Annotated in this window: 11 protein-coding genes and 11 tRNA genes; 20 read left to right on the top strand and 2 right to left on the bottom strand. The window is 39.3% G+C overall.

Annotated elements, in window-relative coordinates; translation table 11 throughout:
* Positions 1-20: 20 nt before the first annotated feature.
* On the bottom strand, positions 21-1,943 hold the full coding sequence (locus C1E24_RS12910; protein ID WP_138482053.1) for a PrkA family serine protein kinase: 1,923 nt from the start codon (positions 1,941-1,943) through the stop codon (positions 21-23).
* A 194-nt stretch (positions 1,944-2,137) separates the two neighbouring features.
* Positions 2,138-2,719: a Fe-Mn family superoxide dismutase gene (locus C1E24_RS12905; RefSeq protein ID WP_138482051.1), complete on the bottom strand. Its 582-nt coding sequence runs from the start codon at positions 2,717-2,719 to the stop codon at positions 2,138-2,140.
* 240 nt (positions 2,720-2,959) lie between these two features.
* Here C1E24_RS12905 and C1E24_RS12900 point away from each other — a divergent pair, with 240 nt between their 5' ends.
* The 20 genes from C1E24_RS12900 (at position 2,960) to C1E24_RS12805 (ending at position 12,663) form a co-directional block, all read left to right on the top strand.
* Entirely contained in the window at positions 2,960-3,301 is a 342-nt protein-coding gene (locus C1E24_RS12900; protein WP_058030084.1) for a Grx4 family monothiol glutaredoxin, read from the top strand.
* 847 nt (positions 3,302-4,148) lie between these two features.
* A complete protein-coding gene (gene tolQ / locus C1E24_RS12895) occupies positions 4,149-4,838 on the top strand; it encodes a protein TolQ (protein ID WP_138482049.1) in 690 nt (229 codons plus the stop codon).
* Position 4,839: 1 nt separating this feature from the next.
* Complete coding sequence (tolR, locus tag C1E24_RS12890; RefSeq protein WP_058030082.1) at positions 4,840-5,265, top strand: protein TolR; 426 nt, start codon at positions 4,840-4,842, stop codon at positions 5,263-5,265.
* A 2-nt stretch (positions 5,266-5,267) separates the two neighbouring features.
* Positions 5,268-6,206, top strand: a complete 939-nt coding sequence (gene tolA / locus C1E24_RS12885; protein WP_138482047.1) for a cell envelope integrity protein TolA — start codon at positions 5,268-5,270, stop codon at positions 6,204-6,206.
* 8 nt (positions 6,207-6,214) lie between these two features.
* Positions 6,215-7,573, top strand: a complete 1,359-nt coding sequence (tolB, locus tag C1E24_RS12880) for a Tol-Pal system beta propeller repeat protein TolB (RefSeq protein ID WP_138482045.1) — start codon at positions 6,215-6,217, stop codon at positions 7,571-7,573.
* 38 nt (positions 7,574-7,611) lie between these two features.
* On the top strand, positions 7,612-8,148 hold the full coding sequence (gene pal / locus C1E24_RS12875; protein ID WP_138482044.1) for a peptidoglycan-associated lipoprotein Pal: 537 nt from the start codon (positions 7,612-7,614) through the stop codon (positions 8,146-8,148).
* Positions 8,149-8,163: 15 nt separating this feature from the next.
* Complete coding sequence (gene ybgF / locus C1E24_RS12870; RefSeq protein ID WP_138482042.1) at positions 8,164-8,913, top strand: tol-pal system protein YbgF; 750 nt, start codon at positions 8,164-8,166, stop codon at positions 8,911-8,913.
* 150 nt (positions 8,914-9,063) lie between these two features.
* A tRNA-Lys gene (locus C1E24_RS12865) sits at positions 9,064-9,139 on the top strand.
* A gap of 24 nt (positions 9,140-9,163) precedes the next feature.
* A tRNA-Lys gene (locus tag C1E24_RS12860) sits at positions 9,164-9,239 on the top strand.
* A gap of 28 nt (positions 9,240-9,267) precedes the next feature.
* A tRNA-Lys gene (locus C1E24_RS12855) sits at positions 9,268-9,343 on the top strand.
* Between the two features lie 30 nt (positions 9,344-9,373).
* Positions 9,374-9,449, top strand: a tRNA-Lys gene (locus C1E24_RS12850).
* A gap of 29 nt (positions 9,450-9,478) precedes the next feature.
* A tRNA-Lys gene (locus tag C1E24_RS12845) sits at positions 9,479-9,554 on the top strand.
* A 27-nt stretch (positions 9,555-9,581) separates the two neighbouring features.
* A tRNA-Lys gene (locus tag C1E24_RS12840) sits at positions 9,582-9,657 on the top strand.
* 28 nt (positions 9,658-9,685) lie between these two features.
* A tRNA-Lys gene (locus tag C1E24_RS12835) sits at positions 9,686-9,761 on the top strand.
* Between the two features lie 29 nt (positions 9,762-9,790).
* A tRNA-Lys gene (locus C1E24_RS12830) sits at positions 9,791-9,866 on the top strand.
* A gap of 29 nt (positions 9,867-9,895) precedes the next feature.
* Positions 9,896-9,971 (top strand) — tRNA-Lys (locus C1E24_RS12825).
* Between the two features lie 28 nt (positions 9,972-9,999).
* A tRNA-Lys gene (locus C1E24_RS12820) sits at positions 10,000-10,075 on the top strand.
* Positions 10,076-10,201: 126 nt separating this feature from the next.
* Positions 10,202-11,245 carry a quinolinate synthase NadA gene (gene nadA / locus C1E24_RS12815; protein WP_138482040.1) on the top strand — a complete coding sequence of 348 codons (1,044 nt, stop codon included), beginning with the start codon at positions 10,202-10,204 and terminating at the stop codon, positions 11,243-11,245.
* A gap of 101 nt (positions 11,246-11,346) precedes the next feature.
* Positions 11,347-11,436: transfer RNA gene (locus tag C1E24_RS12810), tRNA-Ser, on the top strand.
* Positions 11,437-11,631: 195 nt separating this feature from the next.
* Positions 11,632-12,663, top strand: a complete 1,032-nt coding sequence (locus tag C1E24_RS12805) for a GGDEF domain-containing protein (protein ID WP_138482038.1) — start codon at positions 11,632-11,634, stop codon at positions 12,661-12,663.
* Positions 12,664-12,763: the final 100 nt, after the last annotated feature.

Genomic DNA, 12,763 nt, shown 5'->3' with positions numbered 1-12,763 from the left:
ACCCTCCAAGAACTCACGCTTTACTGAGACTTTCTAACTCTTAAATACCATTCAGATAACAAGCGAACTTGTTTCTCTGTGTAACCTTTTTCAACCATACGATTTACGAAGTCTTCGTGCTTCTTCTGATCTTCAGCAGACGTTTTGGCGTTGAATGAAATTACAGGCAGCAGATCTTCAGTGTTCGAGAACATTTTCTTCTCTATGACAGTGCGTAATTTCTCATAACTTGTCCAAACAGGGTTTTCACCATTATGGTGCGCTCTTGCTCTCAAGACAAAGTTAACAATTTCATTTCTAAAATCTTTCGGGTTAGAAATGCCGGCAGGTTTCTCTATTTTCTCAAGCTCAGCATTTAAAGCGGCTCTATCGAATAGTTGTCCTGTATCTGGGTCACGATATTCTTGGTCTTGGATCCAGAAGTCAGCATAAGTCACATAGCGGTCGAATATATTTTGACCGTACTCCGAGTACGATTCTAAATAAGCGGTTTGCAACTCTTTGCCAATAAACTCAACATACTGAGGAATTAAGTAGCCTTTTAGGTGGCTTAAGTAACGCTCTTGTACTTCTGCATTAAATTGCTCACGCTCAATTTGTTGTTCTAGTACATAGAATAAATGAACTGGGTTGGCCGCAACCTCAGCATGATCGAAATTAAACACGCGAGATAGAATTTTGAATGCAAAGCGAGTAGATAACCCCGTCATACCTTCATCAACGCCCGCATAGTCACGGTATTCTTGGTAGGACTTAGCTTTTGGATCTGTGTCTTTTAAGCTCTCACCATCATACACTCGCATTTTAGAATAAATGCTTGAGTTTTCAGGCTCCTGCAATCTTGACAGCGACACGAATTTTGCAAGGGTTTCTAAAGTGCCTGGTGCACATGGCGCTGAAGAGAGTTCGCTATTATCTAATAGCTTTTGATAAATTTTGACTTCTTCAGATACTCTCAAGCAATATGGCACTTTTACGATGTATACACGATCTAAAAATGCCTCATTATTTTTATTGTTTTTAAAACTTTGCCATTCAGACTCATTCGAGTGCGCTAATATCATGCCGTTGTATGGAAGCGCGGAAATCCCTTCTGTACCGTTGTAGTTGCCTTCTTGGGTTGCAGTTAATAGAGGGTGAAGCACTTTAATTGGTGCTTTGAACATTTCAACAAACTCCATAAGGCCTTGGTTTGCTAAACACAATGAGCCAGAATATGCATAAGCATCTGGATCGTTTTGTGCGTAATGTTCAAGTTTTCGAATATCTACTTTCCCCACTAACGCAGAGATATCTTGGTTGTTTTCATCACCAGGTTCAGTTTTCGCAATCGCAACCTGATCTAAAATAGACGGATAGCGTTTAACGACTTTGAATTGAGTGATGTCTCCACCAAACTCATGTAAGCGCTTAGTCGCCCAAGGAGACATGATTGTTTTTAAATAACGAGGCTTAATACCATATTCTTTCTCTAGTAAGTTTGCATCTTCTACAGGATTAAACAAAGAGAGGGGGTGGTCGTTAACTGGAGACCCTTTAATGGCATAAATAGGAACTTGCTGCATTAGATATTTGAGTTTTTCTGCAATCGACGATTTACCACCACCAACCGGACCGAGAAGATATAGTACTTGTTTACATTCTTCCAAACCTTGCGCAGCATGTTTCAGATATGAAACGATTTGTTCAATGGCTTCTTCCATTCCATAAAATTCGTTAAAAGCAGGGTAGCGCGCAATGACGCGATTTGAAAATAATCTGCTCAACCTTGCATCTGTCGAAGTATCAACCATCTCAGGCTCACCAATAGCCATGAGTAACCGTTCTGCTGCACTTGCATACGCCGATTTATCGTTCTTACAGATTTCTAGAAATTCAGCGATTGAATATTCTTCTTCTTGGGAAGCTTCATATCTGGCTTGATAATGTTCGAATATTGTCATAACGACCTCCAAATAACCTGTGTGAGCTTAGAATGAGAAACTATTTAATAGTAAAAGGTATATTTAAAGCTTAGACATGAAATTAGGAAATTGCCTAAAAAATCCAGATATTTAATTGATGAATGGCAAAGAGGGAAGTATAAAAAAAGGCGTACATAGACGCCTTTATTCAATTATCTGCAATTAAAGAGATATTAAGCCAGGTTGCTGTTAGCAAATTCCCAGTTAACTAGTGCCCAGAAACCTTTTAGGTATTCAGGACGAACATTGCGGTAATCGATATAATAAGCGTGTTCCCAAAGGTCAACAGTTAGGATAGGCGTTACACCTTCTTCTGTTAGTGGTGTTGCTGCATTTGAAGTATTTACGATATCTAGTGAACCGTCAGCTAGTTGTACTAACCAAGTCCAGCTTGAACCGAAGTTGTTTACTGCTTTATCGTTAAAAGCTTCTTGGAATGCTGCGAATGAGCCCCATTTCGCATTAATTAATTCAGCAACTTTACCTGTTGGCTCGCCACCTGCATTTGGTGAAAGGCTGTGCCAGTAGAAAGTGTGGTTCCAGATTTGTGCTGCGTTATTGAAAACGCCGCCTTCAGAGCTGCGTACTACTTCTTCAAGAGTTTTATCTGCAAAGTCAGTACCTTCAACTAAACCATTTAATTTCACTACATAAGTGTTGTGGTGCTTACCGTGGTGAAATTCTAAAGTTTCTTTAGAAATATGTGGTTCTAGCGCATCGATTGCATAAGGTAATGACGGTAGTTCAAAAGCCATGGTTATCTCCATTTGTTATGTATTTTGCTAATTACGACTGAAACATAGACTACTGAGGTCCAGATTTCTATACGAATTAACTTTATAGTGATACTATAATTCCTGAGTATTTTACTCAAGTTTAGGCAAACAGCAATGGCGTAGTTAGAGACTATTTGTTTTATTTGCCAAAAATGCGTGTTTTACCACGCAACGAATTCGATTTTTCATGGCTACGCATCGTCACATAGAGGTTAATAAATGGAAACCATTGATAAAATTAAGCAACAAATTTCTGAAAACCCAATCATTTTATACATGAAAGGCTCACCTAAACTGCCTAACTGTGGTTTTTCTTCACAAGCGTCTCAGGCACTAATGGCTTGTGGTGAACAGTTTGCTTATGTTGATATTCTTCTAAACCCAGATATTCGTGCTGAGTTACCTCACTATGCGAACTGGCCGACTTTCCCTCAGCTTTGGGTTGAAGGTGAGTTAATCGGTGGTTGTGACATTATTTTAGAAATGTTCCAAAAGGGTGAATTACAGCCGTTGATTAAAGAAACTGCTGACAAATACAGAGATGAAAGCGAAGAAGCTTAATCTACTTTCATTAAATACCATGAGCTCGAACTGATGTTCGGGCTTTTTTTTGTCTGAATTTTGCTTCAATAAAAAATGGGCAAAAAAAAGCCCGCTAAAAAAGCGGGCAAAACAACAAGTTGAAGGAAGTAATAAGGGAACATTAAATACATAAAGTTGTATCTAAAAAGCAATACGACAATCAGAAATCATATTACTAAAAACTGTTTCGGTAAGTTGTCTTACTGGAACGAGAGATATAATACGAGTTCTATGATTTGTTATCAAACTAGAAAATTTATATGTTTCAGATAAGAAAATCTAATGCGACGGGGTTTTTATTTGTTCTTCACTCTAATAAAAGCCTACATGAAATTTGTTATTTGCATGATTTAAAAGTAAAAGATATATTTTGAACAAGTTTTTTGTAATTAGTTTTATTGTTGGAAATTGGTATTACCAATAGGGTTTTGAGGGTTTATTCATTTATTTTGAATAAGTGCTCCGATTTATGCATTATCTTCTCATAAATAAGCGCCTATTCATTTTGCTATTTTATTATGGAGCTTTTATTTCGGCTGAATAACTTTTATTTACGCATAATTAAAACTTTGACGACAACATAAAGGTAAATTTTAAAGTGGTTTTTGAACAGCAAGCATCAAATTTGAGAAAGGAATCCAGTAAGTTAGTAAGATAAGAATGCTATTTAAACAGTTTGTCGTTAATTCACTTCAATTCGTAGTAATCAGATTGTCAGGGCTGTAATGTCTGGGTAAACTAAATGAACTATTGGCTTGTGACATTGTCGATGAATAAGCTAATGGCGCTGAATGCCCAAACACAACTATTTTAGGAGTATAACAAGGTGGAATCGGGTCTAAATTTCGTTGATCTTATATTAAAAGCAAGTTTATTAGTTCAATTGGTTATGTTGACGTTAGTGGGTATGTCGATAGCTTCTTGGGCAATTATTTTTCAGCGCAAGTCAATTATTTCAAAAGCCATGCATGATACTAAAAAATTCGAACAAAAATTTTGGTCAGGTATGGAACTCAGTAAGTTGTACAACGAAATTAGTGCACGCACAGGTAGCCCAGCAGGTTTAGAAGCATTGTTTGTGTCTGGCTTTAAAGAATTTGCAAGACAAAAGAAAAGCTCGAATCAAAGCACAGGCCTTGTTATTGAGGGGACGCATCGTTCAATGCGCGTGGCACTATCAAGAGAAGTCGAAAAACTAGAATCAAGCCTTTCATTTTTGGCGACAGTAGGTTCAATCAGTCCTTACATCGGCTTATTTGGCACTGTATGGGGTATTATGAATGCATTTATTGCATTAGGTGAGGTCCAGCAAGCAACATTACAAATGGTTGCCCCAGGTATTGCCGAAGCACTTATCGCGACAGCGATTGGTTTATTCGCTGCTATTCCTGCTGTTATGGCGTATAACCGTTTTGCAAAGAATGTTGAAAAGCTAGAAAGTCATTACATTAACTTTATGGAAGAGTTTGCGAATATCCTTCATCGTCAAGCTGCAAATTCGGTAGAGGCAAAGTAATATGTACTTACGTAAAAAACGACGTCCGGTTGCAGAAATAAACGTGGTACCGTACATCGATGTTATGTTGGTACTTCTCATTATTTTTATGGCGACAGCGCCACTGATTACTCATGGTGTAAAAGTAGATTTGCCTAAGATGTCAGAATCTGATCTGGTAGAAACAAAAGAAGCACCACCTATTATAGCCAGTATTGATGCTGAAGGTCGCTATTACGTGAGTGTAGGCACTGATCCTGAGGCGCCGATGGATGCAGTTGAGGTTGCTGCTGTGATTAAACTTAAACTTCAGCAAAATCCTGAAACCCCCGTTTTAATAAAAGGCTCGGGTCGTGTGTCTTATCAAGAAGTGCTTCTACTAATGGATTTCTTGAAAAATGCAGGCGTGCCGTCAGTAGGGTTAATGACCAAGTCTTTTGAGGAGTAGTCATGGAATCATTAACCAGTGGATTTGTTAAATCGTTTCTACTTCACATTGCTCTAGGTGGTTTTTTGTTTGCAACGGCAAATTTTGAAATGCCGACACCTACAGTCATGCAGGTTCAGCTAGATCCAGTTGTTGAGAAACAAGAAGAGCAAGTTGTCTCTGCTGTATCGGTTGACCAGAAACTAGTTGAGCAAAAAATTGCTGAACTCAAGCAGCAAGAAGACAATAAAAAACGTGCTGAAGAAAAGCGTATCAGAGAACTCGAAAAACGTGCACAACAAGCCAGAAAAGAACGAGAAGCTGAAGCGCGTCGAATCAGAAAATTGGAGCAGCAAAGGTTAGCTAAGCTAGAAGAAAAGCGCAAAGCTGAAGCTCAAGCAAAAAAAGCCAAGAAGATTGAAGAGAAGCAAAGAGCGGATGCTGAAAAAGCGCGCGCTGAAAAGCTCGCAGCAGAAAAAGCCGCTAAGGCTGCTTCTGATAAGCGAAAAGCCGAAGAAGATGCGTTACGCAAGGCTGAAATTGCACGTAAAAAACGTGAAGAAGATGAAAAACGCAGAGCAGAAGAAGCTGAAAAGGCTCGCTTGAAAGCACTTGAAGAACAGCTACTTCAAGAGCAATTAGCACAAGAGCAAGCTGCTCGAAATAAATTAAGAAAGCAGCAAGTAATGGGCGAAGTTGAAAAATTTCAGGCACTCATTTCACAACGTATTCAGTCAAACTTATTGACCGATGAAGCGATGAGAGGTAAAGAGTGTCGCGTAAATATTCGACTTGCTTTTAATGGCTTAGTAACAAGTGTAAAACCTTTAGGGGGAGACAAACTTGTTTGTGATGCCGCACTAAGGGCTATTCGTTTAGCGGATACCTTACCTGTTTCCAAAGATAAAGATGTGTTTGAACAACTCAAGAACATCAACTTAACAATTAAACCAGAACTATAAGGAAAACTATGCTCAAGCGATTCAAAGTATTATTAGTTTGCTTAGTTTTATCTATTCAAAATTATGCTTTTGCGGCTCTTGAAATTGTCATTACCGAAGGGGTAGACAGTGCGAGACCTATTGCCATCGTTCCGTTTAAATTCGAAGGTATAGGTGAGTTACCTATGCAATTAAGCGATGTTATTGCTGCTGACTTAACACGTAGTGGTAAATTTAAACCGCTTTCATTTGCTGATTTGCCTCAAATGCCTTCTACAGATGAAGACATTGACTATGATGCATGGGTATCTAAAGGCGTTGAAGCAGTCTTAGTTGGTTCTATCACTCAACAACCTGGTGATCGTTACTTGGTTAAGTATGAGTTAATTGATGTGATCAGAGCGCAAATCACAGGTGGTGAAACGCGTATGATGACCAATGGTCAGTTAATGAAAAGTCAGGACCATATCCAAGAATCTCGTCAGTCGATCATTAATGAAGCGGGTTTCAGAAGCTATTCGCACCAAATCAGTGATGTAGTTTATGAATCACTAACAGGTGAAAAAGGGGCGTTTAGAACTAAAATTGCTTATGTCATTGTGCGAGAAAACACAGATAAGCCATACCAACTAGTTGTGGCGGATTATGACGGCTATAACGAGCAAGTATTGCTTCGTTCAAATGAGCCATTAATGTCACCTGCTTGGTCACCAGATGGTACCAAACTGGCTTATGTCACTTTTGAAAACCGTCAATCTCAAATCGTTATGCAAGACCTATATACGGGTAAGCGAGATATCATAACTAGCTATCCGGGTATAAATGGTGCGCCACAGTTTTCTCCTGATGGTACAAAGTTACTTATTGTACTTTCTAAAGACGCAGGTGGTGCAACTGAGGTTTACCTATTAGACTTAAAAACGCGAAAAGAAACGCGCTTAACAAAGCACAGAAGTATAGATACTGAACCATCTTGGCACCCGAATGGCAAAGAAATTGTCTATACATCGGAAAGGGGTGGTAATGCTCAGATATATAAGTTAAATTTACAAACTGGTAGATCTAAGCGTGCTACCTTTGATGGCGATATGAACTTAGCGGGTTCAATTACACCAGATGGCAAGCAACTTGTTATGGTGAATAGAACATTAGGAAAGTACCATATTGCGAAAAAAGAATTAAATTCAGGGTTATTCCAGGTGCTAACGCGTACTCGTTTAGACGAGTCACCAAGTATTGCGCCGAATGGCTCTATGATTATGTATAGTACCTTGTACAATAACAAGCAGGTATTAGCTCTGGTTTCGATGGACGGCAGATTCAAAGCGCGTCTACCTGTTACTGATGGACAGGTTAAGGCACCAGCATGGTCACCTTTTTTACAGTAGTTTTACTGGTATAAATTTTTGATATAGGAATATACTCGATGCAACTTAACAAAACCTTAAAAGCTTTATTGGTCGCTTTACCAGTAATGACACTTGCAGCATGTAGCTCATCTTCAAGCGTTGACGAAAGTGCTGCAAATCAAAATAATGGTGCTAACGCATCACAATCTGGTAGCAATGTAGAAGTTAACACTTTAACACCAGAGCAAGCTGCAGCTGAGAAACTACAACAGAAATATGAAGCGCTTCGTCAAGAGCAAATCGTATACTTCGACTTCGATAAATCAAGTATCCGTGGTCAGTATGCTGAGTTACTTCAAGCACACGCTGATTTCTTAGTAAAAAACCCAAGCGTTAAAGTACTAATCGAAGGCCATGCTGATGAACGTGGCACGCCAGAATACAACATTGCACTAGGTGAAAGCCGTGGTAAGTCAGTTGCTAAATATCTACAAAGCCTAGGTGTTTCTGACAGCCAAATCTCTGTAGTGAGCTACGGTGAAGAGAAACCAATGGTTAAGTCTCGCACTGAAGAAGCTTTTGCTAAAAACCGTCGTGCGGTTTTAGTTTACTAATTTGAAAGAGTGATTATGAAGCCGAAATATATTTTGGCAGCCATAATGATGAGCGGGAGCACCCATGTATGGGCTGCTCCCGCTCCTGTATCTGAGGCTGCAAATTCAACCCAAACAATTGAACAGCGTTTAGCTCAGCTAGAAAGCATGATGAAAACGCGTAACTTGCTACAAGTCGAACTCCAGCAACAACTTAATTTGTTGCAAGATGAAGTCTCTCAAGTAAGAGGTGTGACAGAAGAGCAAAGTTACAAACTTGAAAAAGTGTTACAAAGACAACGAGAGCTATATCAAGAAATTGAAAATCGTGTGTCTAAAGTTTATGAGCAATCAAGTGCGACGACATCTTCCGATATCGTGGTTGATAGCTCACAAGCGATCAGCAGCGATTTATCAGAAAACGAAGCCTATGACCGAGCGGTTGCTTTGATCATGAAGGATAAGCGTTATGATGCCGCTATTCCAGAATTACAAAATTTTTTAACCGCTTTCCCTAATTCTGTATATATGCCAAATGCACACTATTGGTTAGGACAGTTATTTTCAATAAAGAATAACGACGCACAAGCGCGAATTCACTTCCAAGATGTTGTGAGTAATTATCCGAATTCAAATAAACGTCCTGATGCTTTATTAAAGCTTGGTATTATCTTCCAAAAAGAAAACAACTTTGAAAAAGCCAAAGAGTTGTTAAATACTCTAATTAAAGAATACCCAAGTACGACTGCTGCAAAATTGGCCACAGAACGTCTTGGTAAGATGTAATGGCATAATATTTTGTCAGTATGGTTTAAAATTAGGCGCTTAGACGTAAAAACTGAAAAAAACTACGCATTTCAGTTGCACTCATTTTTTAAATAAGTATTATAAGCGCCCGCAGCAGGCGATTGATTCAAATCACTTGTTGCACTAAGTGGGTCATTAGCTCAGTTGGTAGAGCAGTGGACTTTTAATCCATTGGTCGATGGTTCAAGTCCATCATGACCCACCACTTATTAAGTTTTGATATCCTTGCGGGTCATTAGCTCAGTTGGTAGAGCAGTGGACTTTTAATCCATTGGTCGATGGTTCAAGTCCATCATGACCCACCAATACTTAATTAAGAATAGATATCCGAGCGGGTCATTAGCTCAGTTGGTAGAGCAGTGGACTTTTAATCCATTGGTCGATGGTTCAAGTCCATCATGACCCACCACTTTTAAATAAGTGTAAGATATCCCCGAGCGGGTCATTAGCTCAGTTGGTAGAGCAGTGGACTTTTAATCCATTGGTCGATGGTTCAAGTCCATCATGACCCACCACTTCTTAATTAGACTGATATCGCATGAGCGGGTCATTAGCTCAGTTGGTAGAGCAGTGGACTTTTAATCCATTGGTCGATGGTTCAAGTCCATCATGACCCACCACTACTTAGTAAGATTGATATCCAGAGCGGGTCATTAGCTCAGTTGGTAGAGCAGTGGACTTTTAATCCATTGGTCGATGGTTCAAGTCCATCATGACCCACCACTATTTAAAGTATCTGATATCCTCGAGCGGGTCATTAGCTCAGTTGGTAGAGCAGTGGACTTTTAATCCATTGGTCGATGGTTCAAGTCCATCATGACCCACCACTTATTTAAAGTGTCGAGAACCCTAGAGCGGGTCATTAGCTCAGTTGGTAGAGCAGTGGACTTTTAATCCATTGGTCGATGGTTCAAGTCCATCATGACCCACCACTTACTTTAAATATCGATATCCTTTGAGCGGGTCATTAGCTCAGTTGGTAGAGCAGTGGACTTTTAATCCATTGGTCGATGGTTCAAGTCCATCATGACCCACCATCTCAAAATTCTTCATCCCTATCTGTATGGGTCATTAGCTCAGTTGGTAGAGCAGTGGACTTTTAATCCATTGGTCGATGGTTCAAGTCCATCATGACCCACCATGCACCTAATATCTTTAATTCATTAAACCTTAATAATCCCTTACTATTGTCGTCACAGACTAGGATTCTGCTCAGCAATTACGTATAATTCGCATCAATTTTGCAATGTGCACTGATGGTCGAGAAATGAGTTTAGCAGAACAAATCATGCCAGAGGATTACATCTTTCCTCCAAAGCCGGCGCCACTTAACGACGCCGAAAAAGCTGAATATAAAGCACGAATTAAACAACTTTTAGTAGATAAAAATGCCGTATTAGTTGCGCATTATTATACTGATCCTGAAATTCAAGCATTAGCTGAAGAAACGGGCGGCTGTGTTGCTGATTCTTTAGAGATGGCACGTTTTGGTGCAAATCAAGAAGATAAAGACATTATCATCGTAGCGGGTGTTCGCTTCATGGGTGAAACGGCTAAGATCTTAACGCCGAACAAAACCGTTGTTATGCCAACACTTGCCGCAACCTGCTCACTCGATGTGGGTTGTCCAATTGATGAGTTCTCAAAGTTTTGTGATCAACACCCTGATCGAAAAGTTGTGGTTTACGCGAATACATCTACCGCTGTAAAAGCTCGTGCAGATTGGATCGTAACGTCTTCTTGTGCTTTAGAAATTGTTGAACACCTAGACTCTGAAGGTGAAAAAATCATTTGGGGTCCTGATAAGCATCTAGGTTCATACATTCAGAAGAAAACAGGCGCTGATATGATTATGTGGAACGGCGCATGTATCGTTCACGATGAGTTTAAAACGAAAGCGCTAAAAGATATGAAAGCGCTTCATCCAGATGCAGCTGTGTTAGTTCACCCTGAATCACCAGCAGAAATCGTTGATCTTGCTGATGCAGTAGGTTCAACAAGCCAGCTAATTAAAGCAGCACAAGAGATGGATAATCAAAAGTTCATCGTTGCAACTGATCGCGGTATTTTTTACAAAATGCAACAGCTATGCCCTGAGAAAGAATTCTTTGAGGCGCCAACAGCCGGTGAAGGTGCAACGTGTAAAAGCTGTGCTCACTGTCCTTGGATGGCGATGAACGGCCTTAAAGCAATCGAAGAAGCTCTTGTGAGCCCTGAAGGTAAAGAAGTGTTTGTTGATATGGACTTACGTGAAGGGGCGCTACGCTCTCTAAATCGTATGTTAGATTTCTCTTCGAACTTGAAGAAGTAATCAAATTTGCCGATATGTTAAGCAGTTAGCTCAGCATATTGGCAAAAAAGCTTGCTTAAGTGTGGTGCTTTACTTAGTATAGCTTCGCGCTTAGGCGCAGTGGAGAGGTGGCTGAGTGGCTGAAGGCGCACGACTGGAACTCGTGTATAGGCTAACCCCTATCGAGGGTTCGAATCCCTCCCTCTCCGCCATTTCCTTTCTATTTAAATTCTGTTTTATTTCCTTACTTTGGTACAAGTTTTAAATTCTTTATTCCTATCTTAATGGCTTTCGATTAGAATAACTTCCATATTTTAAATTAACTTAAATGTCGTTGAGCGAATACTTGCTAACTAATTGACATATTTAGGTTGTTTCGTACTAGTCGATGATCGATTGGAAGTATTATGCAAGAAGAGCTACTTAACTCAGTCATAAAAATAACCAAAACTAGAGATGTAGATTCTCTTGAATATAGTTTGATTTCTACTATTCAAGAGTTTATTGGATGTGAAGAAGTTGGTATTTATAAAGATCTGCAAGTTCAGGGGAAGTTGGTAATTGAACGCAGTTTATGTTTAAAAGTACTACCACATGATGACTTTCTTTGGGAAGACAGAGACGTAGTTCAAGAGCCGCCATCAGAGCTGGTTTCTTGTTTACAATCTGCATGTATCATCACTGTTCAATCTGCGGATGGTACAGAGCGACGCTGGTTGCCTATTACGTTGCAAGAGAAACCAATTGGCGCACTTGCAATTGTGAGTAAGGGGTTAAGCAGCTCAGATCAGGTCTTATTGAATGCTTTTTGCCGTATTTTTGAAAATTATTTAAGTATCTTGCACGAAAATGAACGAGATAAGTTAACTGGCCTTCTCAACCGACAAACGTTTGAAAAGAAGCTAAAGCAGCTGTTAGAAAAACAATTAATAGACCATCACAAGTCAAGCTTTCCAAATGAAAATCGAAAAAGAACTTTAGGTGCGACTTCATGGCTTGCCATGGTAGATATTGATCATTTCAAAAAAGTTAATGACAACTATGGCCATGTATGTGGTGATGAAGTTTTATTATTGCTAGCGCAAAAAATGCGTCAATACTTTCGCTCCAGTGATTTGATATTCCGTTTCGGTGGTGAAGAGTTTGTTTTAGTCTTTGAGCCATGTGACTTTGATGCAATGAAAGCTAAAATTGATCAGTTTATGGAGCTAATCAGACAAACTCATTTCCCATTTGTTAAAACCATGACGGTGAGTATAGGTATGTCCAGGATCAGCCCTTATGACTTTCCTATAACGGTTTTAGAACAAGCTGATAAAGCGCTTTATTACGCAAAAGAAAATGGCCGAGATAAGTTGTGTTTCTTTGAGCAACTAATAGACGATCAACTGATTGATGAAAAAAATAGTGATGAAAGTAACGATATAGACTTATTTTAAAGACTAAATTCGTATCAGTTTTTTAATGATTAAACCCCATAACTTGTTATGGGGTTTAATTTTATCTAGATAAATATTGTTTACTAGATCCCTGTCACTA

Origin of the sequence: Pseudoalteromonas phenolica, assembly GCF_005876835.1 — a bacterium.
In the GTDB taxonomy this organism is placed as follows: domain Bacteria; phylum Pseudomonadota; class Gammaproteobacteria; order Enterobacterales; family Alteromonadaceae; genus Pseudoalteromonas; species Pseudoalteromonas phenolica_B.
This window is presented reverse-complemented; position numbering and strand designations above follow the sequence as displayed.

Bases quoted from the DNA above. Each gene is read 5' to 3' on its own strand.
- nadA (WP_138482040.1), top strand. From the start codon at position 10,202: ATGAGTTTAGCAGAACAAATCATGCCAGAGGATTACATCTTTCCTCCA.
- tolR (WP_058030082.1), top strand. From the start codon at position 4,840: ATGTACTTACGTAAAAAACGACGTCCGGTTGCAGAAATAAACGTGGTA.
- C1E24_RS12905 (WP_138482051.1), bottom strand. From the start codon at position 2,719: ATGGCTTTTGAACTACCGTCATTACCTTATGCAATCGATGCGCTAGAA.
- tolB (WP_138482045.1), top strand. From the start codon at position 6,215: ATGCTCAAGCGATTCAAAGTATTATTAGTTTGCTTAGTTTTATCTATT.
- C1E24_RS12900 (WP_058030084.1), top strand. From the start codon at position 2,960: ATGGAAACCATTGATAAAATTAAGCAACAAATTTCTGAAAACCCAATC.
- ybgF (WP_138482042.1), top strand. From the start codon at position 8,164: ATGAAGCCGAAATATATTTTGGCAGCCATAATGATGAGCGGGAGCACC.
- tolA (WP_138482047.1), top strand. From the start codon at position 5,268: ATGGAATCATTAACCAGTGGATTTGTTAAATCGTTTCTACTTCACATT.
- C1E24_RS12805 (WP_138482038.1), top strand. From the start codon at position 11,632: ATGCAAGAAGAGCTACTTAACTCAGTCATAAAAATAACCAAAACTAGA.
- pal (WP_138482044.1), top strand. From the start codon at position 7,612: ATGCAACTTAACAAAACCTTAAAAGCTTTATTGGTCGCTTTACCAGTA.
- C1E24_RS12910 (WP_138482053.1), bottom strand. From the start codon at position 1,943: ATGACAATATTCGAACATTATCAAGCCAGATATGAAGCTTCCCAAGAA.